The 798-nt window shown below is 64.9% G+C and carries 1 protein-coding gene; it reads right to left on the bottom strand.

Going from position 1 to position 798, the window contains the following annotated elements:
• Nucleotides 1-713: NAD(P)/FAD-dependent oxidoreductase (locus tag G205_RS20435; RefSeq protein WP_009359710.1), on the bottom strand; the 713-nt coding region annotated here is incomplete at its 3' end.
• Between the last annotated feature and the right edge of the window lie 85 nt (nt 714-798).

The raw sequence follows: 798 nt of genomic DNA, 5'->3' as shown, positions 1-798 counted from the left end.
CCCTGCTGGGCGGGGACGGGGGTGGTTTTGACGTACTGGTGTGCCAGTGGCAGCAGGGGTACTTTCATGCCGATCAGTTCGCCGACCTTGGCGCCCCAGAACCCGGCGCAGGAGACCACGATGTCCGCGTCGATCACGCCGTCGGGGGTCCGGACGCCGGTGACGCGGCGGTTTTCCTGTTCGATGCCGGTCACTGCGGTGTTGCCGATGTACTTCACGCCGGCGGCTTCGGTGCGTTTGATCAGCAGCTGCACCGCCCGCGCCGCACTGGCGAGCCCGTCACTGGGCACGTGCAGGCCGCCGAGGATGTCTTCTTCGTTCAGGAGCGGGTAGAGCTCCTTGCACTCGTCGCGGGAGAGGATCCTGCCCTCGATGCCCCACGATTGTGCGTAGCCGAGCTTCCGCTTCAAATCAGCGAGGCGGGTTTCGGTGGTCGCTACCTCGAGGCCGCCGACCTGGTTGAAGCAGGAGACGCCGTCTTCGGTCAGGGAGAGGAGTTTCTCGACCGTGTATTTGGCGAACAGGGCCATGGACTTGGACGGGTTGGTCTGGAACACCAGGCCGGGGGCGTGCGAGGTGGACCCGCCCGGCATGGTCAGCGGGCCCTGGTCCAGGACCGTGATGTTGTTCCAGCCCCGGGTGACGAGTTCATCGGCGAGGTTGGTGCCCACGATCCCGGCTCCGATGATGACAATACGTGGCGACGATTCCATAAAAGGGTTCTCCTGCAAATTCTCAAAAAAAGACTGTGTGCCCGGGCGGTGGGGTGCGGTTGCCCCGGGTGCGGGTGGTGGGTGG

Source organism: Arthrobacter nitrophenolicus, from assembly GCF_000332815.1.
Classification (GTDB): domain Bacteria; phylum Actinomycetota; class Actinomycetes; order Actinomycetales; family Micrococcaceae; genus Arthrobacter; species Arthrobacter nitrophenolicus.
This window is presented reverse-complemented; position numbering and strand designations above follow the sequence as displayed.